Annotated in this window: 27 protein-coding genes; 13 read left to right on the plus strand and 14 right to left on the minus strand. The window is 44.8% G+C overall.

Features of this window, described 5'->3' with window-relative positions:
• Positions 1–99: 99 nt before the first annotated feature.
• Together H528_RS12365 and H528_RS0102705 are read right to left on the minus strand one after the other, a co-directional pair.
• A complete protein-coding gene (locus H528_RS12365) occupies positions 100–615 on the minus strand; it encodes a methylated-DNA--[protein]-cysteine S-methyltransferase (protein ID WP_157608082.1) in 516 nt (171 codons plus the stop codon).
• Positions 612–1253: a precorrin-2 dehydrogenase/sirohydrochlorin ferrochelatase family protein gene (locus H528_RS0102705; RefSeq protein WP_022852814.1), complete on the minus strand. Its 642-nt coding sequence runs from the start codon at positions 1251–1253 to the stop codon at positions 612–614. The genes H528_RS12365 and H528_RS0102705 overlap by 4 nt, the downstream gene beginning before the upstream one ends.
• Here H528_RS0102705 and deoC point away from each other — a divergent pair.
• The 5 genes from deoC (at position 1252) to H528_RS0102735 (ending at position 4810) form a co-directional block, all read left to right on the plus strand.
• Positions 1252–2376: a deoxyribose-phosphate aldolase gene (deoC, locus tag H528_RS14870; RefSeq protein ID WP_218969816.1), complete on the plus strand. Its 1125-nt coding sequence runs from the start codon at positions 1252–1254 to the stop codon at positions 2374–2376. The two genes, H528_RS0102705 and deoC, sit on opposite strands and share 2 nt — an antisense overlap.
• Entirely contained in the window at positions 2373–2936 is a 564-nt protein-coding gene (locus H528_RS0102720) for a UbiX family flavin prenyltransferase (RefSeq protein ID WP_022852815.1), read from the plus strand. Before deoC ends, H528_RS0102720 begins: the two co-directional genes overlap by 4 nt.
• Positions 2937–3788, plus strand: a complete 852-nt coding sequence (locus H528_RS0102725) for a 4-hydroxybenzoate octaprenyltransferase (RefSeq protein ID WP_022852816.1) — start codon at positions 2937–2939, stop codon at positions 3786–3788.
• A 100-nt stretch (positions 3789–3888) separates the two neighbouring features.
• Positions 3889–4359, plus strand: a complete 471-nt coding sequence (greA, locus tag H528_RS0102730; protein WP_022852817.1) for a transcription elongation factor GreA — start codon at positions 3889–3891, stop codon at positions 4357–4359.
• A 1-nt stretch (position 4360) separates the two neighbouring features.
• Entirely contained in the window at positions 4361–4810 is a 450-nt protein-coding gene (locus H528_RS0102735) for an Lrp/AsnC family transcriptional regulator (RefSeq protein WP_022852818.1), read from the plus strand.
• Positions 4811–4841: 31 nt separating this feature from the next.
• Here H528_RS0102735 and H528_RS0102740 read toward each other — a convergent pair whose 3' ends face one another.
• Together H528_RS0102740 and H528_RS0102745 are read right to left on the minus strand one after the other, a co-directional pair.
• Positions 4842–5462 (minus strand): DedA family protein, encoded by a 621-nt coding sequence (locus H528_RS0102740; protein ID WP_022852819.1) that lies wholly within the window; start codon positions 5460–5462, stop codon positions 4842–4844.
• A 33-nt stretch (positions 5463–5495) separates the two neighbouring features.
• The gene (locus H528_RS0102745; protein WP_022852820.1) at positions 5496–5720 is read right to left on the minus strand and encodes an FmdB family zinc ribbon protein; all 225 of its coding nucleotides are present in this window, start codon (positions 5718–5720) and stop codon (positions 5496–5498) included.
• Between the two features lie 45 nt (positions 5721–5765).
• Here H528_RS0102745 and H528_RS0102750 point away from each other — a divergent pair, with 45 nt between their 5' ends.
• The 6 genes from H528_RS0102750 to H528_RS0102775 all read left to right on the plus strand — a co-directional run bounded on the left by H528_RS0102750 (position 5766) and on the right by H528_RS0102775 (position 11563).
• The gene (locus H528_RS0102750) at positions 5766–6236 is read left to right on the plus strand and encodes a DUF488 domain-containing protein (RefSeq protein WP_022852821.1); all 471 of its coding nucleotides are present in this window, start codon (positions 5766–5768) and stop codon (positions 6234–6236) included.
• Between the two features lie 168 nt (positions 6237–6404).
• A complete protein-coding gene (locus H528_RS0102755) occupies positions 6405–7322 on the plus strand; it encodes an HDOD domain-containing protein (RefSeq protein ID WP_022852822.1) in 918 nt (305 codons plus the stop codon).
• Positions 7323–7361: 39 nt separating this feature from the next.
• On the plus strand, positions 7362–9149 hold the full coding sequence (locus H528_RS0102760; protein WP_022852823.1) for a M48 family metallopeptidase: 1788 nt from the start codon (positions 7362–7364) through the stop codon (positions 9147–9149).
• Positions 9118–9930 carry a 50S ribosomal protein L11 methyltransferase gene (locus H528_RS0102765; RefSeq protein WP_022852824.1) on the plus strand — a complete coding sequence of 271 codons (813 nt, stop codon included), beginning with the start codon at positions 9118–9120 and terminating at the stop codon, positions 9928–9930. The genes H528_RS0102760 and H528_RS0102765 overlap by 32 nt, the downstream gene beginning before the upstream one ends.
• Positions 9927–10691: a type III pantothenate kinase gene (locus tag H528_RS0102770; RefSeq protein WP_022852825.1), complete on the plus strand. Its 765-nt coding sequence runs from the start codon at positions 9927–9929 to the stop codon at positions 10689–10691. Before H528_RS0102765 ends, H528_RS0102770 begins: the two co-directional genes overlap by 4 nt.
• Positions 10691–11563, plus strand: a complete 873-nt coding sequence (locus H528_RS0102775; RefSeq protein WP_028845740.1) for a S66 peptidase family protein — start codon at positions 10691–10693, stop codon at positions 11561–11563. The genes H528_RS0102770 and H528_RS0102775 overlap by 1 nt, the downstream gene beginning before the upstream one ends.
• A 299-nt stretch (positions 11564–11862) precedes the next feature.
• On the opposite strand, the gene H528_RS0102780 is transcribed toward H528_RS0102775, so the two are convergent.
• From H528_RS0102780 to H528_RS0102815, 8 genes are all read right to left on the minus strand, one after another.
• Entirely contained in the window at positions 11863–13149 is a 1287-nt protein-coding gene (locus tag H528_RS0102780; RefSeq protein WP_022852827.1) for an ATP-binding protein, read from the minus strand.
• A 380-nt stretch (positions 13150–13529) separates the two neighbouring features.
• Positions 13530–14060: a hypothetical protein gene (locus H528_RS0102785; RefSeq protein ID WP_022852828.1), complete on the minus strand. Its 531-nt coding sequence runs from the start codon at positions 14058–14060 to the stop codon at positions 13530–13532.
• 17 nt (positions 14061–14077) lie between these two features.
• On the minus strand, positions 14078–14455 hold the full coding sequence (locus H528_RS0102790) for a hypothetical protein (protein WP_022852829.1): 378 nt from the start codon (positions 14453–14455) through the stop codon (positions 14078–14080).
• A 43-nt stretch (positions 14456–14498) separates the two neighbouring features.
• Positions 14499–15926, minus strand: a complete 1428-nt coding sequence (locus H528_RS13930) for a CsgG/HfaB family protein (protein WP_022852830.1) — start codon at positions 15924–15926, stop codon at positions 14499–14501.
• Between the two features lie 13 nt (positions 15927–15939).
• Positions 15940–16257, minus strand: coding sequence for a divalent cation tolerance protein CutA (gene cutA, locus H528_RS0102800; protein ID WP_028845741.1), 318 nt, complete (start codon positions 16255–16257; stop codon positions 15940–15942).
• The gene (locus tag H528_RS12380; protein WP_022852832.1) at positions 16257–16712 is read right to left on the minus strand and encodes a hypothetical protein; all 456 of its coding nucleotides are present in this window, start codon (positions 16710–16712) and stop codon (positions 16257–16259) included. The genes cutA and H528_RS12380 overlap by 1 nt, the downstream gene beginning before the upstream one ends.
• Positions 16699–17232 (minus strand): SMC-Scp complex subunit ScpB, encoded by a 534-nt coding sequence (gene scpB / locus H528_RS0102810; protein WP_022852833.1) that lies wholly within the window; start codon positions 17230–17232, stop codon positions 16699–16701. Before scpB ends, H528_RS12380 begins: the two co-directional genes overlap by 14 nt.
• Positions 17233–17868, minus strand: a complete 636-nt coding sequence (locus H528_RS0102815; protein ID WP_022852834.1) for a riboflavin synthase — start codon at positions 17866–17868, stop codon at positions 17233–17235. It abuts the gene before it with no gap.
• A gap of 13 nt (positions 17869–17881) precedes the next feature.
• Here H528_RS0102815 and H528_RS0102820 point away from each other — a divergent pair, with 13 nt between their 5' ends.
• Together H528_RS0102820 and H528_RS0102825 are read left to right on the plus strand one after the other, a co-directional pair.
• Positions 17882–18556 (plus strand): response regulator transcription factor, encoded by a 675-nt coding sequence (locus H528_RS0102820; RefSeq protein ID WP_022852835.1) that lies wholly within the window; start codon positions 17882–17884, stop codon positions 18554–18556.
• Between the two features lie 13 nt (positions 18557–18569).
• Positions 18570–19658 carry a sensor histidine kinase gene (locus tag H528_RS0102825; protein ID WP_169352763.1) on the plus strand — a complete coding sequence of 363 codons (1089 nt, stop codon included), beginning with the start codon at positions 18570–18572 and terminating at the stop codon, positions 19656–19658.
• Here the strand turns inward: H528_RS0102825 and H528_RS0102830 are convergent.
• Both H528_RS0102830 and H528_RS12385 read right to left on the minus strand, forming a co-directional pair.
• Entirely contained in the window at positions 19655–20068 is a 414-nt protein-coding gene (locus H528_RS0102830) for a type II toxin-antitoxin system VapC family toxin (RefSeq protein ID WP_022852837.1), read from the minus strand. The genes H528_RS0102825 and H528_RS0102830 overlap by 4 nt on opposite strands.
• The gene (locus H528_RS12385; RefSeq protein ID WP_022852838.1) at positions 20065–20328 is read right to left on the minus strand and encodes an AbrB/MazE/SpoVT family DNA-binding domain-containing protein; all 264 of its coding nucleotides are present in this window, start codon (positions 20326–20328) and stop codon (positions 20065–20067) included. The genes H528_RS0102830 and H528_RS12385 overlap by 4 nt, the downstream gene beginning before the upstream one ends.
• Between the last annotated feature and the right edge of the window lie 37 nt (positions 20329–20365).

A 20365-nucleotide genomic window follows, 5' to 3' on the forward strand; every position in this document is an offset into this window, starting at 1 on the left:
AAACTTTGCAAAGCAAGTGCCAAAAAAAGAAAAGACCGGAAACCTAAGATGTACAAAGGTTTTAGGACAAGAGAAATAAGAAAACAGCCAGAACTAGCGTCAATCTATTGACAAAGCGCCTTCAAGGGAAAGTAGCTTCTTTTTGACTTGAAGGCCGGCACTAAAGCCCCCAAGGCCTTTTTCACTGACAATGCGATGGCATGGGAAAAAAATAGGAAGGGGATTGCGGGCAAGTGCTCCCCCCACCGCCCGGCAGGCTTTTGGTTTCCCTATTTTTTGGGCAAGCCAGGAATAAGTGCGCACCTCGCCGTAAGGGATTTCTAAAAGCGTTTGCCAAACCTCTTTTTCAAACTTAGTTCCCAAAAGAAAAACCGGATACCGGGGCTTTTTATGCTTGCCTTCTAGGTAAAGGGAAAGTTCCACATTAAGGCCCTCGGTAAAGCCCTCAGGCGGGGTGTCAAAATCCTCAACAGGGCAAATTTTTCTCAGACGTTTTAGAAAATGAAGGCCAGGTTTCCCCCCAAAACAAAGATGCCAAAGCCTTCCTTTTTCGTCCCAAATAGCGGTAAAAGAGAACTCAGCAAGCTCAAAAGTCTTGCTGAAAAAATGCATCATTCCTCAAAAGGAAGGTCAAAAGTTTCAGCCAAAGATTTGACATGATGGCGCTCACCACGTTTAAGCCAAAGAGGGACCGGGGCAAGGACTAGGTGTTCAAAAATCCGACGCCTTTCTTCTTCGCTAAGATCCCGGGCAAGGATTTCCTCACGCCATTTGGCCATGAGCTCAAGGTATTCTTCGTATTCCGGGCCAAATTCCTGTTCTAATTGTTCCCGTAAGCGGCGTGCCAGCGCAGGACTTGCCCCAGAGGTGGAAATAGCAAGCTGGAGCCTTCCTCTTTTAACCAAAGAAGGCACTATAAAAGAGCAAAGCCTGGGCTTATCAACTACGTTGCAAAAGATCCCGAGCTCTTCTGCTTCGGAAAACACTTCTTCCTGGACCTTGGGATCGTCAGTGGCAGCATATACCAGCACAGCCCCTTTGAGGTCACCTTTCTGGTAAGGGCGTTTAAGAAGCTCAACCCGGCCCTCTTCAGCCATCTTGGCTATTTCGTCTATTACATGGGGGGCAATAACACGCACCCGGGCACCAGCCTCAAGAAGGCTTTTTATTTTGCGACAAGCTACCTTTCCGCCTCCAACCACCACACAAGTTTTTTGCTCAATCTTAAGAAAGATGGGATAATATTTGGCCATGAGAAAAATTACCTCCGTAAAAGATTTGGCAAAATTTATCGACTTAACTTTACTATCACCCACGGCAACTGCCAGTGATATAAAGAAACTTTGTGAAGGCGCAAGGCGCTACGAAGTAGCAGCCATTTGTGTAGCGCCAACTTTTGTCCCCCTGGCCAAGGAACTTTTAAAAGACTCTCCGGTAAAAATCTGCACGGTGGTAGGTTTCCCCTTGGGTTTTCAAATTACCTCGGTAAAGGCTTACGAAGCAAGGGAGATGGCAGCTCTTGGAGCCCAAGAAATCGATTTTGTTATCAACTTGCGCTGGGTCAAAGAAAAACGCTTTGAATTTATAAGTGGTGAAGCCCAGGAGTTACGAAGCGCCCTTCCTGAAACAGTGCTCAAGGCCATCATCGAATGCGGTTATCTTGATCAAGATGAAATGGCCATACTGGTGGACACTTTGGCAGAAGCAGGCATTGACTATGTCAAAACTTCCACAGGTTTTGGCTCCAGAGGGGCCACCCTAGAAGATGTAAAGTTTTTACATGAAAGGGCCTACGGCCGCATAAAAGTAAAAGCTGCAGGTGGCATCCGGACTCTTAAGCAAGCCCTGGCCTTGATTGAAGCAGGTGCCGAACGCCTTGGCACCAGTGCAGGCCTTGAAATCCTTAGCGAATTTGAAGGCCAAAAAAGCAATACCTTGCCAGAAGTTGAAGTTTACGTGGACGGCGCCTGCCTGGGAAACCCAGGGCCAGGCGGGTTTGCTGCTATCTTAAAGTGCCAAGGCCAAGAAAAAATCGTCACGGGAAGTGAACCCCACACCACTAACAACCGCATGGAACTTTTGGCAGCGATAAAAGCCTTAGAAAGTCTTAAAAAACCTTGCAAAGTGGTTATTTATACCGACTCTCGCTATGTTAAAGACGGCATCACCAAGTGGCTTCCCCGTTGGGTCAAGAACAACTTCCGCACCAGTGCCGGAAAACCTGTGAAGAACCAGGATCTCTGGAAACACCTGGCCGAACTTACTACCCAACATCAGGTTGAATGGCGCTGGGTGGAAGGCCATGCCGGGCACCCTGAAAACGAACGCTGTGACCGTCTGGCCCGCGAAGCTGCTAAAAAGGAGCAAAAATCGTGAAAAAAATCCTAGTTGCCATCACCGGTGCAAGTGGAAGCCCTTATGCCATAGCTTTCTTAGAACTTTTGCAGCAAAAAGGCATTCCTTGCGACATCATCATCTCCAAGGCAGGGGAAAAAGTATTGCCTCTAGAGACCGGTTTATCAGTGAAAGACCTTTCGCGTTTTGCGGATAAAATCTTTTTTGAAAAAGAAATTGCTGCTCCCCCTGCAAGTGGTTCGGCTAACTATCAGGCCATGGTGATTATCCCCTGCACCATGGGCACTTTGGCGGCCATAGCCCAGGGGTTTGCCAAAAACCTCATCGCCAGGGCAGCAGACGTAATGCTAAAAGAAAGGCGCCCTCTTGTCCTGGTGGTACGGGAGACCCCTTTTAACCAGATTCATCTCAAAAACATGCTTGCTGTAAGTGAAGCAGGTGCTATCATCTATCCGGCCATGCCGGCTTTTTACCATCGGCCCAAAACCCTTGAAGAAATGATAGCATTTTTTGCAAATCGCCTGTTAGAATTCCTGGGCTTTGAAGTGGAAAATCTTAAGCGCTGGCGGGGGATAAATTAAATGTGGCGCAAGATTCGTATTCTCCTTGACATGATCAAATTTGAACACACGATTTTTGCCTTACCCTTTGCCTTTACCGGTGCTTTTTTAGCAGCTAAGGGAGTGCCTTCTGCAGAAAAATGCCTGCTTATTCTGGGAGCCATGGTTGGTGCACGCACCGCAGCTATGACGTTTAACCGCATTGTGGACCTACCCTTTGATGCGGCAAATCCCCGCACCAAGGAACGTCCGCTTGTTACCGGAGCTGTTAAAAAAACCGAAGCCTGGTGTTTCTTTCTTATTTCCTTGGGGATTTTCTTTGCTTGTGCGGCAGCACTGAATCCTCTGACCTTTAAGCTCTCTCCCATAGCCATGGTTATAGTGCTTGCCTATTCTTACACCAAGCGTTTTACCTGGCTCTGCCACGTGTTTTTAGGGCTTGCCATCGGGCTTGCCCCGCTGGCAGGCTGGATTGCTGTAAAACCGAGTTTTGATACCGTTCCTCTGGTATTAAGCTTGGCGGTCCTTTTCTGGGTAGCGGGTTTTGATATCCTTTACGCTTGCCTAGATGAAGAGTTTGACCGCAAGATTGGGCTTAAATCCATCCCTGCTAAGTTTGGTAAAAGAAAAGCCTTTTTATTTTCTGCGGTTTTCCATGCTATAGCCTTTGGACTTTTTGTGTTGGTGGGCTTTTTAGCCCATCTTTCCTGGATATATTTTGCTGGGCTTTTAATTACCCTTGGCCTATTTATCGCCCAGCGGGTGGTTATCAGTCCAGATGATTTAAGTCGTCTAAATCTTTCATTTTTCACCTTTAACGGTGCGATAAGTATGGTATTATTTATAGCTGTTGTGCTCGATTTGCTCTTTTAAACTCAAAACTTTTACAATTTTTTTAAAAAGATGCCGCACAGGTACTGTGCGGTTTTTTTATTATTAAGTTCTAATTAACAATCATGGGTGGAGGATGCTTATGGAACGTATCCCTATGACTCGTCAAGGCTATGAAGAATTGCGCGAAGAATTGCGCCGCTTGCAAACTCAAGAAAGGCAAAAAGTCATCAAGGCCATAGAAGAAGCCCGTGCTCACGGAGACCTTTCAGAAAACGCCGAGTACCATGCCGCCAAAGAAAAACAGGCCCATATTGAAGGGCGTATTCAAGAGCTTTCTGACCGCCTGGCCCGTGCAGAAGTAGTAGACATTCCCAAAAGCCCTCCTAGCCGGGTTCAGTTTGGTGTAAAAGTTACCCTTCTTAACCTTGATACCGACGAAGAAGTTACCTATCAGCTGGTTGGGCCCTATGAATCAGACGTAGAAAACGGAAAAATTTCCGTTACTTCTCCTTTGGGAAGAGCCCTCATTGGAAAAGAAGAAGGTGACGAGGTAGAAGTTCAAACCCCTAAAGGCCTGCGCGTTTACGAAGTAGTTAAAATAGAGGTATAAAGTGCTTGATGAGCTTGATAAAAAGCTCCTGGAAATCATCCAGGATGATTTCCCTTTAGTGTCAGAGCCATTTCGCGAAATAGGGGCAAGGGTGGGAATTTCTCAAGAAGAAACCCTTGCCCGTCTTAAAAAACTGAAAGAACAAGGGATCTTGCGCCATTTTGGTGCAAGCATTGACTCCCTAAGGCTTGGTTTCGTAACCACTCTTTGCGCGGTGAAAGCCCCTCAAGAAGAACGCGAAGCCATAGCCCAAAAAATAGCTGCCCATCCAGAAGTAACCCATTGTTATCTCAGAAAACACCCTTATAACATCTGGTTTACTTTGGTAGCCAAAGATTGGGAGGCCATTGAACGCATTTTAAAAGAAATCGCCAGAGAAACTGGGCTAATCCCCCGGCACTTCCCTGCTGAAAAAATGTTCAAATTAAAAGCCGTTTTCAAGGTAAGTTGAGACCTAAGATCCCGTTTTTGCCAAGGTCTTGTTAAGTTTTTATGGTCTTGCGTCTTTTAAAGTACACGTAAACCGCCACTATCAGCAGGGCAAAAAACATTAGGAAAATAGAACTACGATGAAGCCATTCTTTAAGAAGTTCTTCTTTAGCTCCGAGAAGGTAGCCTGCAGCAGCTAGCACACATACCCATATTCCTGCTCCAAGGCCTGTGTAAAAAGAAAAAAGAGGAAGATTCATGCGCCCAAGCCCTGCAGGAAGACTTATGTATTGGCGCACCCCTGGAATTAGTCTGCCTACGAAGGTGCTTACGTGCCCGTGTTCTGCAAAAAAGCGTTCCATCTTTGGGAGGAGATCAGGAGGCAAGAAGAAAAACTTACCGTAGCGCAGAATAAGGCGCTCAAGGGCCGGACGCCCCAGACGCAGGGCCAGATAATAATTAAACCATGCACCTAAAAGGCTTCCGAGAATGCCAGAAGCTATAACAAGCCAAATGTTCATCTTGCCTTTTGCGGCAAGATAAGCAGCTGGGGGGATGATGACCTCGCTTGGGAAAGGAAAGAACGAGGACTCAAGGGCCATAAGAATAATTATGCCCGGGTACCCCAGCTGCTCCGTAGTACGCAAAATAAACGAAACAATGGGCTCTAGCATGTTATTTGCTGCTCCGCAGCAAGGAACTTAAGCTCAAGAAAAACCACCTAGGCCACCACAGGTGCTTCCTCCAGAAAAACCACCGCTAAAACTACCTCCAGAACCTGCTCCTACCCGGCTACTAAAAGTAGAGACAAGCTTGCTTACGTTTTTGCTACCGCAACGTTTACAGCGGGTCTGTTTTACATCTTGTTCTGTAAAACAAAGATTTTCAAAAATATGACGGCAGTCTTTACATACAAATTCATATATCGGCATACAGTTTCCTCCCTTTATTTTTTGATTCAGAGTAAAAGATAGACCATGAAGGAACAAAAACAAGACCCTAGCAAATTGGTAGTTTTTACCCTGGGGACTTCAAACCGCAGCAGAGAAGAGTTTCTGGAAATAATCAAAAAACACAACATAAAACAGGTTATTGACGTTCGGTCTTTTCCCAAGAGCAAACGTTTTCCCCATTTTGATCGCGAAAATCTTGCAAAACTTCTTACAAGTGCCGGGATTCACTATCACTGGCTAGGCAAAGAATTAGGCGGCTTTCGCAAGGGCGGCTATGAAAAATACATGGACACCAAAGAATTTGAAAAGGGCCTTAAGAGACTTCTTCAACTCATTGCTCAGGAAAAAAGCGTAATTGTATGTGCGGAAAAATTCCCCTGGAAGTGCCACAGACGCTTTATCAGCCAAAAATTAGCTTCAATGGGCGTAGAAGTAAGACACATCATCGAAAAAAACCGCCTGTGGGCACCTGGTAAATTGCTGATCAAAATTTAGCTCCCTCAGAACGTCCGCGAAACAACTTGTACGCCTACGCAGTCTTTTTCCTAGGATCTGTCCCATTTTTCGTAGAAAAAATAGGAACGGATCCAGGCATTTTGTAAAGGTCTCAAAGATTAATGTTTTCTCCTCTCCCATCCGATGATTCAGCCTAGGAGGGACACCATGGCAAAAAACACTGCCAGGAAATTAAGCGGTCAGGAAAGTGCCTGCCAAGAAGGGGTTATTGATATGCTAGCCCTGCGTGCTCCACAAAATAAGATCCTAGAAGTAAAAAAACTGCCCACCCTTCCGGAAGTTGCTTACCGCCTGTTAGATCTGCTTTCAGGCGAACCTGACATCTCAGAATTAGAAGAAGTCATAAAATATGACCAGGCCATCACTGCCAAGATCTTATCTGTGGCAAACTCAGCTTATATTAGTTCCTCAAAAGAGATAGATACCCTTGAGAGGGCCATTGTCCTTTTGGGGATCAAAGAAGTAAGTGAAATCGCCTTTAGTATTTGCGTCTTCAGCGTGTTTAAGCCCCTTAAAAACGTAAGAACCTTTGATATTAAAGAATTTTGGCTACATGCCATTGCCACTGGCATTACCGCTCGTATTATTGCGCAAGCTATTGAGGCTGAAAACGAAGATTTATTTTTCACTTTAGGGCTTCTTCATGACGTTGGCCGTCTGCTATCCCTTCATCTTTTTCCCGAACAATTCGAAGAAATTTTGAAAGAGCAAGAACAAAGCCAAAGGGAGCTGCTTTTGGTGGAGCTTGAAGCAGGGCTTGCCCATACCTGGATGGGGCGCTGGCTTTTGCAGCGCTGGGGGCTTCCAGAAAAATTCATCACCACCGCGCGTTTTCACCATAACCCTTATTACAAAGGAAAATTCCTGCTAGAACCCGCGGTGATAAAAATTGCCGATACCACTGTGCATAACCTTGGACTTGCCGAGGTCCCAGGCGGGCAAAAAGGTGACGTAACCCCGCTTTTAGCAAAAATCGGCTTAAGCCCAGGTACTTACGAAACAATCCTTGAGCATCTTGTTTTTGTGCGCGAAACAATCCAAGAAGGCTGGGCTCAGGTAATTTAGGTCTTCCCTTTAAAGGTCTTGGGTATATAATCGCTTTTCGTGTTATATACCGATGCCATTTATTTAATTCTAGCCATTTTACTTTTCTCAGGCTGGCCAGCTCAAGCTGTGCTTACGTGGCCTGAAGTCCTGGCCCTCTGGGTTTTAAAAGAGATATGCTTTATCGGTATCACCCTTTTCAAACTTAAAAAAACTTATTCCCCCATAGACTTCATCCGAACACAATCTTTACTCAAACTTTTTGCTTTTCTGTGGTTTAGCCTTGATGTAATTTTGCTTGAAATTCCCGCCTTCCTTCCCTTTCAAAAAGAGTTTTTAAAAGACCTTTCAGGCCTTATCCTCTTTTTTCACTATCTTTTCTTGATATGGTGGCTTTCAGCCCTTTATGAAAAACGCTCTGCCCTAGCCAAGCTCTCTCCGTCTTCTTATGTCATTTCACACTTCAAGCTCCTGCTACCCTTTTTGATTCCGTGGTTTCTCATAAATTTGCTTTTTTTCGTTTTAGAAAAGCACCTTCCTGTAAGTGGCATATGGGCGGAACTCTTTTATTTTGGATGTTTCGTAGGTGCCCTGGTAGTGCTTATGGCACCTCTTGCAGTAAGGGCATGGAATTGTAGGCCGCTTCCTGAAAGCAATCTGAGGCAGCTTATATCTTCCTACCTTGCCAGGGAAAAGGCCCGCCTTGGGGAAATTTATCTCTGGGAGACTTTTGACGGTCGCCTACTCACTGCAGGCGTAATAGGTGTTATCCCCAAACTTCGTTATCTTCTGATTTCCCGCGGGCTCCTTGCTGCTCTCGAAGAAGCAGAGGTCCTCTCTGTGGTGGCCCATGAAGTTGGCCATATAAAACGCCACCACATGTTCTGGTTATTGGTATTTTTCGTATTATTTAGCCTTATCATCTACTTTGTATTCATGCCGCTTTATTTATTGTTCCTTGCCTATTTTCCAAGGCCTGACCTCCTAGACGTTTTCGGCGGACAGGGGCTTCTTCTGCCAGAAGCCTTTATGACCCTTGGCCTGCTGATAAGCGTGGTCCTTTATTTTCGCTTTTTGCTGGGATTTTTCTTGCGGAACTTTGAACGGCAGGCTGATCTTTATTGCCTTGAAAGCCTGGGCACGGCTCATGGTTTGATAAAAGCCTTTAAAAAAATTGCCGCCCTTTCGGGAAACACCGAAGACCTTCCAAGCTGGCATCACTATAGCATTCGCCAGCGCATTGAATTTTTACTGGCCGCAGAAAAAGACCCTACTCTCATTGCCAAACACCATCAAAAAGTCAAAAAATGGCTTACGTTTTACCTGGCCTTCTCCCTAGCCTTAATTCTTGGGCTTTCACGTTTGCCCACCAAACAGCTAGAAGAGAAGGCTAAACTTAATTTGGCCTATGGTGAATTCTTAAAAGAGGCCAGCATCTTTCCTTCAAAAGAAACATTTACCTACCTGGGCCACCTTGCCTACGAGCTTGGAAAGGAAAAAGACGCCCTTAAATGGTATAAAATGGCCTTAAAATTTGAAAAAGACCCGGAAGTCTTAAATAACATGGCCTGGATTCTCGTTACCAGCAAAGACAAAAATTTGCGTAATCCTAAAAGAGCCTTAAAACTCGCCCTTGAAGCCACGTCGGAGAAATTAACAGCCATACATTTAGACACCCTTGCTGAGGCCTGGTTTGCTAACAAAAATCCTGAAAAAGCGTGCCTTTACAGTATCCTTGCAGAGGCGCGCGCAAGACTTGACCCTGATTATTATCCCAACTTTGATTACTACATAAAACAAAAGGAGAGGTTTTGTAATGCTGCGCGGTCATCATCAAAAGTACCATAAACTTTATCTTTATTCCTTTGATAAAAAACATCCTGAGCTACATCAAATAAAAGACGAAGATTTTATCGGCTGTTGGGAAGAAGACGGCCTTGCCATAGTTTTCTTTCACCGTCCTAAAGACGAGTTATTAGAAAAAATTGCCCAAAAACTAGGCCTCAAAATCGAAGACAAGGCAGAGGTTTCTTATGATGACTGGGGTGAGGGCCGCCAGGTAAAGACCCTTGAAATCGGCCACGTGACATTAAGACCTGTCTGGGAAAATGGCCCGGGCCTTGTTTTTGATCCAGGCATAGTCTTCGGCTCAGGAAATCATCCTACCACCAAACTTTGCCTTAAATGGATATACCAACTTTGGCAGGAAAAAGGCCCTTTTAAAAAAGTAGCAGACCTTGGCTGCGGAGCAGGGCTTTTGAGCCTTCTTGCCGCTTTCCTTGGAGCTCAAGTGCTTGCTGCGGATTTTAACCCCCTTTGCGTGGAACTCACCCGCAAAAACCTGGCCTTGAACAATCTTTTACACCAGACTGAGGTGATCCACGCTGACGTAAAAACCCTGGTGCCCTTTCAAGCAGACCTGGTAGTTGGAAACCTCTTCAAGGGCCTTTTGCTTGACCTTTTTGGCCTTCCGTCTTTTTGGCAAAACCGGCATTATCTTTTCTCTGGATTTTCGCCTGCCATGGAAGACGAACTTAAGGCGGCCCTCTGGCCTTATGCTAAAATAAAAGGCCGCGAAGAGGAAAACAGCTGGGTTGTCTGGTACGTGGAAAACGAGAAAACACCATGATTCTAGCTGTTGATATCGGAAATACAAACACCACTTGTGGTTTGTTTGAGGGGCAAAGGCTTTGCCACAGGTTTCGTATCTTTTCAAACCTGCGCCAAACGCCAGACGAACTTGCCTTACGTTTAAACGGAATCTTACAACTCAAAGATTTTTCCTTGGCTGAAGTTAAGACCATTTTAATAGGCTCGGTGGTGCCTCCTCTTACCAAAACCTGGCAGGAAATGGCCTCTCTTTACGGAATAAAGGAAACTTTCGTGGTCTCGCCTGAAAAAATCGGCATCCCCATCAAACTAAGATATCCCTGTGAGGTAGGGGCAGACAGAGTGCTAAATGCCCTGGCAGGCTGGGAAAAATACCGCCAAAGCCTTATCATTGTAGATTACGGCACAGCGACTACTTTTGATTGTGTATCTCACGAAGGGGCCTACCTGGGAGGCGCCATTGCCCCTGGCATCCTTGCCGCAGCGGAAACTCTTTTCCACAAAACCTCTCTTTTACCCAGGATGGAGCTCTCGCGCCCTCCTGAGGAAGCAATTGGCAAAGACACCATCTCTGCTATGAAAAGTGGAGTACTATTGGGTTTTGCCGCGTTGACTGACGGGCTGGTGGCCCGCATGAGCAAAGAATTCGAAAAAAAGCCAAAAATTATTGCCACTGGCGGGTTAGCACGTATAATGAAAGAAATGACAACTTGTATTGAGGAGGTTGAGCCAAACCTTACTTTAGAGGGTCTCATAATTTGGTTCACCAAAAAAGCTTAATGATTCCTCCGCTGCTTACCTCACGTTCCAAAGGGGCCATTTTTTCTCCTTCAGGGGCGGTAGATTTCGAAAAATTCCAAAAAAACCTTGAGTTTTTGGAAAGCTGGGGGCTTAACATCGAAGTTTCCCCAAATTGCTTTCAAAAATGTCGTTATCTAGCGGGTAAAGACCATGAACGTGCCTGGGATCTGATCGCTCTTTTAAGCTCAGGGTATGATTTTTTATGGGCCAGCCGGGGAGGCTACGGCGCCTTAAGGATTCTTCCTCTGCTTGATGAATGCCTGGAAAACATAAAAAAACCCTTCTGGCTCATAGGTTTTAGTGATGTGAGTATCCTGCTCAATTATTTCGCCACTCGCTTTGGACTAATGACCTTGCACGCCCCGGTAGTCAGTTCTTTGTATGAGACAAGTATATGCGCCGTAGCAGCACTAAAGAAGACTCTTTTTCACGGAAAAGGCGTTTATCTTGTTGGCAAGTGCTGGCAGGAAGGTGACGCAGAAGGCCTCCTCTTGGGAGGTAATCTTGTTTCCTTTGTAAGTCTTTTGGGAAGCAAATGGTTCCCGGATGTTTCAGGAAAAATCCTTTTTTTCGAGGAAATAAACGAAGACCTTTATCGTTTGGACCGCATGTTCACCCAGCTTTATCATGCTGGAGTTTTTGCTGAAATTTCTGGTCTTGCCCTGGGAGAATTTAAAGACATAGATGCTTGCGCTTTAAAAGAATTAATCTGCGAATATTTTCAAGGCCCTGTAGTGGCAGGGTTACCTGTGGGGCATGGTGCCAAAAACTTTCCGCTATTTATCGGAGGGAAGACGAAACTCAAATCTCAAGCAAAAGAAGCCTTCCTCTGCCAGAAAGTTTTTTCTTGATTTTGACATATATTTTATAGGGAAATGTTAATTGCTGAATTGGTTGAAATCTGAAGCAAGACTTCGCTGTTGGTGACCCTTAAGTTTGAACTACTTTTGCCGGAACAGGCCAGTAGCCACAGTATCAGGACGATAAAGGGAAGACGCTTTTTGTTGCTTAAAAACTCCGGTTAAGAGTTAAGAGAAGTCAAGTAGAGTCTTTTCCTGAGATTATTATCCAGCTATCTTTGGAGTTTCTAGAGATGAAATATCGTCTTTATCAACAATGACATCCCTTATCGAAATTAGAGATAAAAAAACTAAAGTCCGAATATAAATTCATAAGCGGGTATACTATATGTGTTAAAATTGTTTCCTATATCAATCTTATACTTTTCGTCAAAAGTAACAATAATCCCCTTTTTCAATCCAAAATATTTACAGGCTTCCTTGAGGCCTTCGATTTCCCGCTTCAAAGTATCCTCATCGCTTAGATCATAACTTACTTGAACCGCCAGCTCTTCGTTGACTATAAAATCGCACTCTTTTTTTTCTTTGAAATAAACCACCTTGGCCCCCGAAACCAAAAGCTCCTTAAAAACAGTGTTCTCAAGAAGGATCCCTTTTTCCCTATCTCCCAAAAACCTTATGCTCCTCAAGAGGCCGGGATCTATAAGGTAAACCTTCTTTTCTGCAAGCTCTGATTTGACCAGAGAACGATAGTGTTTCCTTAAAAGCCTCACAAAATAAATGTTCTCGGCATATTCCAGGTATCTATAAAGGGTGTCCTTTCCTACTCTTATTCCCTGAGATTTGAGTTCGTTGTAGATCTTGTGAACGGAAAGGATCTTGCCCGTGTTTTCCACCAACCTTTTCAAAAAGTATTTCAAAACCAAGGTGTCTTTGATCTGGTATCTTTCAGCAAGGTCTCTGTAAAGCATGACTTCAAAGTATTCCTGAAGGGTTTTAAGCTTGAGTTCCCTGGGAAGAAAGACCACCTCTGGAAACCCTCCAAAGGAAAGATACTCTTCAAAATAATGAACCAGTTGGGCTTTTTTCTTGGGACTGTAAAAATCCTTTTCGGGATCGAAATCGAAATTTTTAAATCTGAGAAATTCTTTGAAGTTCAAGGGAAAAACTTCATACTTAAGGGTTCTCCCTCTCAGAGAAGTGGCTATTTCCTGAGAGAGAAGTTTGGAGTTTGAACCGGTAAGGAAAATATTTCTGGAAATCCTATCATAGAGCCTCCTCGCGAATCTTTCCCAGCCTTCGGCATTTTGAACCTCATCGAAAAAGAAGTAACATTCCCTAAGGTCAAGCTCGGGATAAAGCTCCCGATAAGCCTGGAGGATAAGATCTAAAGTTTGAGGGATGAGATCGAGCCTTTCATCTTCAAAATTCAGATAGAAGATTTTTTCCTTAGGGATCCCTTTTTCAAGAAGTTTCCTGATGTGCTGATAGAATAGATAGGTCTTTCCCGCTCTCCTCGGGCCTACCAGGGTTATGATCTTTTCAGAATCTAGGGGAAAACTAAGATCTCTTGTTATCAGAGAGGGAAGAACCTCAGTGTGAAACTCCCTTATGATAATCTTGAGAATTTCTTTCATTTTGCCAAGGAAATTTTATCAAAATTATTTCCTTTTGTAAAGGAAACGGCTTGCCTCATTTAAAATCAAAATCTATTCGAAATCGTCTAACCTCCTTCCTCAAAATCCCTCGAGAAGGAGGACCGCCCTAGCTCAAAAAGGAGCTGGATCCAACGAATCTATGCCGCCTGGCTCCTCTAACACGCCGGTAAAAAATCCAGAGCCAGAGCTCAGACGGCCCTAAAGTCATCCTCGTGGGCAATCTCAACCACAAAATCAATGCTCCTCTCCCCAAACTGGAAAAACACAGCGAATTGATCCTAGCCATCAGCACTTTTGCCGATTGGAAAGAAGACAAACCGGACTTTCCAGAACCGCTCACACTACCAAATGAGGCAAGTTTACTTTAGAGAATTTTTTAGGGACTTCCAGTCAAACTTCTTGGCCCAGGAAAGGGCTTCTTTCCAGTCCATATTCTGATAGACAACCACCAGCATAGCCATCTGGCTGATACTTGCAGGATCCATGGTTTTGGGAGGTTCAGTCAAAAACACAGCAAGTGTTCCGCTGCGATCATTCTTGTTATGTTGGATACCCACCCGAAAGCCGTCTATGGTGGTAATTTTTACGAATTCCTCAGGAGAGTCCATTTCAAAATAGTGTTGATAAGCTAAAGGACCTGCGGCGGCCATAGCTGCAGCTCCCAAGACTAGCTGAACATTTAGCTCTTGCTTATCTCTGGTGTAGGTGCGCGTGGCAGAGGCAACCTCTCCCATGGGATTCGTGGCATTAATCCCGGTACACTCTTCGGCCTTCCAGCCGGAAAGATCAACTAGCTTTTTACAAAGCTCCCTGTAGGAAGGAAGGTTATAAGCAAGCACTTGCCCTGGAACAAGCAAAAGGGCCACCAGAAAAAGTATTTTTTTGACCATTTTCTTCTCCTTTTAAGTTATTTTGCCTTTCCCACTTTTATCACCAAAGGAATTACGTGAAGATCGCGGTTAATCTGTTCTGTCCAGCCAAGGTCCCAGGAAAGAACCTGGTACTCGGGACCAATCTTTTGGGCGATTTCCTGGACTATGCCCTCAAGATTCAAAATGGGGTGTTTCTTGAAAACCGCAGGGAGCCCTGAGGTAAGATTGCAGGCCAGACACATCCCAGGCCTTGCCGAAAGCCTGAGTTCAAGGACAATCTTTCCTGCCTCAGGCGCCCATTCACGAAGCCCTAACTCAAGAAAATATGCTGGCTCTTCGCCAAAATAAAAGGCCTCGAAAAATTCGTCTATTCTTTCTCTGGGCAAGAGTGATTTAATAAACGCCTCGTCCATAAAACCTCCGTATAGGGCGGTGAAAAATCACCGCCCCAATTTTTTAATACGCAGTTATCTTGATATCTGTGATGAGGCATTCCTTTCCTTCAGAGGGGTTTTCTCCCCAGATGACAAAGCTTACGGCGTCCCGATTGGGAAGTTTGGCCCCCACGATGCCGCCGCCTACTGGTTCTTTGTAAATCAGGTGTCCGTCAGCAAAGATTCTTATCATGCCGTCTTTTTGCTGCACGGCAAAGTGATGAATTATCTTAGGCTTTAGTTTTATAGTTGTTATCCACTGCCCGCTCCATGTGGGATTTTCTCGGTTAGAAGTCCAAGAAAAGACGTCAGGCTTATCGGTCTTTCTTGGATAACCCAAGAACATAGCATGCCCCAAATCCCAATGACTTCCACTAAAATAAACGCTCCATTCCACGGCGAAGTTTTCGGGAAGGTCTATTTTTTTGATGGCTTCGACATTGCCCGAAAGGGCCCTTAGCCATTTTTTACCGGAAAAGGCCGCCACTTCCACCTGCCCCTTGCGAATCAAAAGGCTCTTGGGAATATCGCCGATGTTATAGCCAGAGAAGTCCTCGGCAAAAAGGACTTTTGATCCAGGCATAAAAGTGCCGGCACCACCCTGGATGACCCCTGACGGGATAACTCCCCCAGAAGGCTGTGTGGTGGAAACCGCAGCAGGTTTAGGGGTCACAGGTGGCTTGTTAAAGCCCTGGGTATCTTGGCCCCAGCGGTAGTAGTTTTCAGGCACAAGCTGAGAGATGGCCTGAACTGCGTTATAAAGCATAACGCGTACGGCCTTTTCCATGGGGGTGTTGCGATAAACCTCAAGGCCACCTCCAAGACCAACATCTCCCAGCACCGTCCCCATGAGACCGCCAACATTCCAAGAACTGGCCTTACCTTCTACAGAAGTGGCGTTTATAACCCGCCCAGTGCGCACATCTATCAAACGAAGATCAGCCGCGATATAGGCTTCTTTCTTTTTGACTTTAACCCCGCCAAGAAGAGGCACCTTAAAAGGCACCACCACGCCGCCTGCACCAAAGCCCGAGGCCTCAGGCTCAAAAGCGGTAATCGCACCTACTACCAGGATGTCCGCCCCTTCCATCTGACCGGGCTGAGGTGCAGCCCCCGGACGCACGTAACCAGACTGCCCAAGGGCAAGTTCTTTTTTAATGGCCTCAAGGCCTTCGCCCCGCTCAAGCACGATAAAACGCCCGGTACGGAAAAGGGCAGTGGCAAGCATGTCCGCAATCCCGGCCCCAATTTGCCCTGAGCACTTGGCAGCCTTACACTTAAAGCTTGCCACGGCTATACGCGCCTTGGGGCCTTTGTAAGTAAGCACTTGCTGAGCCGAAGGACCGGTAGTATCAACGTTTGTCTGCACCCCGGTAGAGGTGCAGGAAACCAGGACACACAGGGCCAAAACTAAAAAAACTTTTGACCAGACCCCACCTGTTTTTGGCATTTTTAACCTCCTTTCAGCTATTGGTTTCTTTTAGTACCCAGGCTATAAATTCATGATGGCCTTTTTCTATTGGCCAGGACAAAACACAAGGGCACTCATAAGAGTGCAATTCCTTGATACGTTTTATCAATTTTTCGAGCTTTTCAGGGGCTGTCTTGAAAATAACCACCGCTTCTTCATCGGTTTGTAACTTTTCTTCCCACCAATAAACGGATTTGATCCTGGGATATACATTGGCACAAGCCGCGAGACGCTCCTTTACGACTCCCTCGGCAAGCTTTAAGGCTTCGCTTTCATTTGAAGCCGTAACATAGACCATGTAAACCATGATTAGCGCTCCTTAAATTGATTTTCGTTAAAAGATATGCCAAGAACCCCGGCAAGCTCTTTAAGTTGCTCTTTTTCTTGAAAAAATTCTTTTTCTGAGAGCTTTTTAAGATAAATTTGGAAACATTCTAAGACTTTTTTACGCAAAGGCTCAAGCGCAAAACCTTCCCGTTCCGCAAAAGAGCTTATGCGCTTCCAGTTGGCAATGGCCCGCTCAAGACCGCGGTAATGGGATTTTCCCTTGTTCTCATAAGTGAGATCCCGCTCTATGATAAGCAGGTAGCGCTCAATTACGGCCTTTTTCAGGTATTCTTCTTCTGCAAGGGAAAGCTTTAACTTTGGGCCTTCGGGATCTTCTGTTAGGAAATGAAGGCTATTCCAAAAGGCCACTTCAGGAATTTCTCCTGCATGGCGAATGATTTCGGCTTCTTCTTTTACTTCTTCTCTAATGTTCTCCATCGGCAAGCATTTTCTCCAGTTCTTCTAGTTTGGGAAGTTCGGCAAGATCTTTTAAGCCAAAAATTTCCATAAACTTAGGTGTTGTGCCATAAAGAATAGGCCGACCTGGAACGTCCTTTCGCCCACAAATCTTTATCAGGTCTTTTTCAAGAAGATTACGAAGGGCGCCGCTGCTATCAACCCCTCGTATAGCCTCTACTTCAGCCTTGGTGATGGGCTGTTTGTAAGCAACAATAGCAAGTGTTTCAAGGGCAGCCCGGGAGAGTTTCGGCGGAGAACCAAAGATAAGACGGCGAAGATAAGGCGCAAAATCCGGACGAGTTTCAAAACGATAGCCCCCTGCCACTTCGTTTAAGGTAATTCCTCGGTCTTTATAAAGCTCTTTAAGGGAAATGAGGGCTTCTTTAAGCTCCTGAGACGACTTTTCAGGAAAGATTTTTCTAAGCTCTTTTAAAGTAACCACCCGCCCTGCGGCAAAAAGAACCGCCTCTAAAGCCTTTTCAAGCTCTTTGGCATCCATCTAATCAAATCCGTGCTCGCGTAAAAATTCTTCGGTAAGCCCTTTGTCGTAAGGCTTAAGCAACTTCGCTACGTATTTGCCAATAATATCTACCTCGATATTTACCTCATCACCGGGATTTCTAAAACCAATAGTAGTTAGCTTGGCTGTATGCGGAATAATGGCAAGCGACACCTCATCGTCTTTAATCTGATTAACCGTAAGACTAATACCGTCTATGGCAATAGAGCCTTTCTCAACAACATAACGGGCAAGGTCTTTTGGAATTTTTACCGTGTAAAAAATGAAATCTCCGCGCAATTCGCGTTTCAAAACCTTGCCAATGCCATCTACATGGCCCGTAACAAGATGCCCTCCCAGGCGATCTCCAACCCTTAACGCCCGTTCTAAATTGACTTTTTCGCCTACTTTAAAAGAACCAAGGGTACTTCGCTTTAAAGTCTCAGGAGATACATCTACCGCGAATTGATTTCCACTGAGAGCGGTAACTGTAAGGCACACACCATTTACCGCAATGCTGTCACCAATTTGAGTATCCCCAAGGTCGAATGGGGAAAGAATGAAAAAGACCCTGCCCCTGGCCCTGGATTCAATCTTTACAATTTCACCCAACCCTTCTACAATACCGGTAAACATAAAAAGACCTCCTATGTCATACATACTTATCGTAGAAGACGAAGAAGATATTGCAAGGCTTGTAGCCCGCACCCTTGAGAAAGAGGGCTTTAAAACCAAACTTGCCTTTAATTTAGCCGAAGCCCAGGAACATATTAATAAAGCCCTTCCTGACTTGGTAGTCCTTGACCTTATGCTCCCTGATGGAGATGGTCTTGAGCTCTGCAAATACTTGCGCTTTCGCGAACAGGCCGAAATTCCCGTAGTAATCCTTACTGCTAAAGGAGACGAGCTTGACCGCATTCTTGGTTTTGAAATGGGAGCTGACGACTATATCGTCAAACCCTTTAGCCCCAAGGAACTCTGCCTGCGGGTAAAGGCCATTTTAAAACGCGTCAAACAAACCGAAGCCCCGTCTTCGGTTATTAACATAGGCTCGCTTTTCATTGACCCCAATTCGCTTCAGGTAAAAGTAGATGGCCAAGAAGTAAAGCTCACCCGTACAGAATTCAACCTTCTCTTAGCGCTGGTCAAGGCCAAAGGCAAAGTCCTTACGCGGGAAATCTTGCTTGAGCAGGTCTGGGGCTACACCTTTGAAGGATACGCCCGCACCGTTGACACCCACGTGCGCAGGCTTCGCAAAAAGTTAGGCCCTTGTGCCGAAATGATAGAAACTGTCTGGGGCATTGGATACCGCTTCAAAGCTTAACATTTTTTTAGTGTTGGCCCTTTTGGCAAGCTGGGCCTATTTCTTTTGGAAATTTAGAAGAAAAAACGCCAAAGAACCTGTTTTACCTCCCCCTCCTGAAAAAAAGCCAGCAGAAAAACTCCCTGAAAATCTTTTTAACGCCCTGGAAGAAGGTGTAGTGATCTTCCGTGAAGACGGAGAAATTTTGTTCTTAAATACCAAGGCCTTTAATTTTTTGGGTCTTTCTAATCAAAATTCTCTTCCTAATCTATTTGAGGTTTTACGCTCCGAAGAACTAGAAAAGGCTGTTCAAGAAAAAAAATATTTTTCTTTTGAGCGTGAACTTTTTTGGCCCACACATCGCAATTTTAAAATCTCTTACGTCCCTTTAGAAAATGACTTAGGAGCCCTTATCCTTCAAGATTTGACTCCTTTTAGGCGACTTTCTCACATTCGGCGGGACTTCATCGCCCATCTTGCCCATGAATTTCGGACCCCTTTAACTGCCATAGAGGGCTATGCAGAAACCCTTATCGAAGACGTACCTGAGGAATTTCAATATGACCTCCTGATTATCCTTAAAAATGCTAAAAGGCTTGGACGGCTTCTTAAAGAGCTACAAGTCCTTTCGCGCCTTGAACTCCAAGGGATCCCCCAAGATGATTTTGATTATGTGGATTTAAAAGAAGTGATCCAAACCGCCATTGAAACCGTGTTTATAAAAGCTGAAGAAAAAAGCATCTCTCTTAATTGGATCCCTCCGCGTAAGCCAACACTGGTATGGGGAAGCTTTGATGACCTTTTGCGAGCATTGATAAATCTACTTGATAATGCTATCAAGTTTAGCCCACCAGAGACTGTGGTATCTGTGATCCTGGAAGATAAAGGAAATGAATGGCAAATTGTAGTGCAGGACCAGGGCCCTGGTATCAGGGATTCTGAAAAAGATCGCATTTTTGAACGTTTTTATCGGGGAAAAGACGTAAAAGAAGCAGGTACCGGCCTAGGTCTTGCCATAGTGAAACACATCATTCAGGCCCACCAAGGAAAAATAAAAGTTGAAAGCGACCTGGGTCAGGGGAGCAAATTCATCATCTCCCTTCCTAAAAAGGAAAAAATCTAGTTTTTTACACGAGGCCAAAGACAAAATTCTTTAGGAGCCATTACTTTAGTTCTTCCGATCTTTTTGTTGAAAAATTTTTGAAAATGGGAAATGTTACCCGTCAAAAAGATATCTACACCGTGGAAAATAGCGGTAGATAGAAGTATTCCATCTGCTTCGGGAAGCCCCTCAAAAATATTGTCTATGTCCTGAAGAATATTAAAATCTTTTAAGACCTTTCTTAAAAGTTGATCTTTATCAGGGCATTTCGAAGAAACATTCTTTTCAAGTTCAAATAAAACTAAATGGGAAAGATACCCTTCGACTTTGCCAGAAAGAGCTAACTTAACTGCTAAAGAAGGATATGAACCTTTCAAGTTGGAATAAATGGCAGCAAATAAAACGTTAGTATCAAAAAAAACCTTTATCAAAGCTTCCAGCTCCTCAAAATTTCTTCTTCCTCTTCTGGCTCAAGCTCATTTTCTTGCAAGAATTTTTTAATCAAATCGAGATCAATATCTCGCGCCAGCTTTTTTAGTTTTTCTAAGGGCACTATCACGGCGGGTTTTATTACCAGTTCTCCGTCTCTTTCCTCAAGAAGAAGTATTTGTTTTGGCTTAATTCCATATTTTTTCCTGATTTCTTTGGGAATCGTAATCTGGCCTCTTTCACCTACAATCAAAGGCTCCATTCTCCTCTCCTTCTGGCATATTTTCTGAAAGTATACT

This window comes from Thermodesulfatator atlanticus DSM 21156 (genome assembly GCF_000421585.1).
GTDB classification, from domain to species: Bacteria; Desulfobacterota; Thermodesulfobacteria; order Thermodesulfobacteriales; family Thermodesulfatatoraceae; genus Thermodesulfatator; species Thermodesulfatator atlanticus.

Bases quoted from the DNA above. Each gene is read 5' to 3' on its own strand.
- H528_RS0102820 (WP_022852835.1), top strand. From the start codon at position 17,882: ATGTCATACATACTTATCGTAGAAGACGAAGAAGATATTGCAAGGCTT.
- H528_RS0102780 (WP_022852827.1), bottom strand. From the start codon at position 13,149: ATGAAAGAAATTCTCAAGATTATCATAAGGGAGTTTCACACTGAGGTT.
- H528_RS13930 (WP_022852830.1), bottom strand. From the start codon at position 15,926: ATGCCAAAAACAGGTGGGGTCTGGTCAAAAGTTTTTTTAGTTTTGGCC.
- H528_RS0102755 (WP_022852822.1), top strand. From the start codon at position 6,405: ATGGCAAAAAACACTGCCAGGAAATTAAGCGGTCAGGAAAGTGCCTGC.
- scpB (WP_022852833.1), bottom strand. From the start codon at position 17,232: ATGGATGCCAAAGAGCTTGAAAAGGCTTTAGAGGCGGTTCTTTTTGCC.
- H528_RS12380 (WP_022852832.1), bottom strand. From the start codon at position 16,712: ATGGAGAACATTAGAGAAGAAGTAAAAGAAGAAGCCGAAATCATTCGC.
- H528_RS0102725 (WP_022852816.1), top strand. From the start codon at position 2,937: ATGTGGCGCAAGATTCGTATTCTCCTTGACATGATCAAATTTGAACAC.
- H528_RS0102740 (WP_022852819.1), bottom strand. From the start codon at position 5,462: ATGCTAGAGCCCATTGTTTCGTTTATTTTGCGTACTACGGAGCAGCTG.
- H528_RS0102790 (WP_022852829.1), bottom strand. From the start codon at position 14,455: ATGGACGAGGCGTTTATTAAATCACTCTTGCCCAGAGAAAGAATAGAC.
- H528_RS0102775 (WP_028845740.1), top strand. From the start codon at position 10,691: ATGATTCCTCCGCTGCTTACCTCACGTTCCAAAGGGGCCATTTTTTCT.
- H528_RS0102745 (WP_022852820.1), bottom strand. From the start codon at position 5,720: ATGCCGATATATGAATTTGTATGTAAAGACTGCCGTCATATTTTTGAA.
- H528_RS0102785 (WP_022852828.1), bottom strand. From the start codon at position 14,060: ATGGTCAAAAAAATACTTTTTCTGGTGGCCCTTTTGCTTGTTCCAGGG.
- H528_RS0102770 (WP_022852825.1), top strand. From the start codon at position 9,927: ATGATTCTAGCTGTTGATATCGGAAATACAAACACCACTTGTGGTTTG.
- H528_RS12385 (WP_022852838.1), bottom strand. From the start codon at position 20,328: ATGGAGCCTTTGATTGTAGGTGAAAGAGGCCAGATTACGATTCCCAAA.
- H528_RS0102815 (WP_022852834.1), bottom strand. From the start codon at position 17,868: ATGTTTACCGGTATTGTAGAAGGGTTGGGTGAAATTGTAAAGATTGAA.
- greA (WP_022852817.1), top strand. From the start codon at position 3,889: ATGGAACGTATCCCTATGACTCGTCAAGGCTATGAAGAATTGCGCGAA.
- deoC (WP_218969816.1), top strand. From the start codon at position 1,252: ATGAGAAAAATTACCTCCGTAAAAGATTTGGCAAAATTTATCGACTTA.
- H528_RS0102765 (WP_022852824.1), top strand. From the start codon at position 9,118: ATGCTGCGCGGTCATCATCAAAAGTACCATAAACTTTATCTTTATTCC.
- H528_RS0102705 (WP_022852814.1), bottom strand. From the start codon at position 1,253: ATGGCCAAATATTATCCCATCTTTCTTAAGATTGAGCAAAAAACTTGT.
- H528_RS0102750 (WP_022852821.1), top strand. From the start codon at position 5,766: ATGAAGGAACAAAAACAAGACCCTAGCAAATTGGTAGTTTTTACCCTG.
- H528_RS12365 (WP_157608082.1), bottom strand. From the start codon at position 615: ATGATGCATTTTTTCAGCAAGACTTTTGAGCTTGCTGAGTTCTCTTTT.